We start from the raw sequence: 291 nt of genomic DNA, 5'->3' as shown, positions 1-291 counted from the left end.
ATGCACTACCCTTGCCGACGACCACGCGATGTTCGGTACGATCGACTTCATCATTGGTCTTCAGCGGGGAATCATTCTTGACCAGGTAGTACCCCTCAATCAGAACATAGGGCGCAGTGAAGGCGATTTGCTGACCCCGGACCGGATCGATGGCGAAGAAACCGAAATCCGCCTGTTCCGCCGCGACAGCCTCCACTGACTTGCCGGCAGCATCAAACACCACCAGTTCCAGTTCGGCTTCCAGCGCCCGTGCCAGCTCCCCCGCCAGGTCGACCGACACGCCGCAAGGGC

General features: G+C 60.1%; 1 protein-coding gene. It reads right to left on the bottom strand.

What is annotated here, in order from left to right:
* Positions 1–291 (bottom strand): transporter substrate-binding domain-containing protein (locus tag SAZ04_RS21810; RefSeq protein WP_332699617.1); only part of this gene is annotated, 291 nt, incomplete at both ends.

The organism is Halalkalibacter lacteus, from assembly GCF_036663595.1.
Classification (GTDB): domain Bacteria; phylum Bacillota; class Bacilli; order Bacillales; family Bacillaceae_D; genus Halalkalibacter; species Halalkalibacter lacteus.
This window is presented reverse-complemented; position numbering and strand designations above follow the sequence as displayed.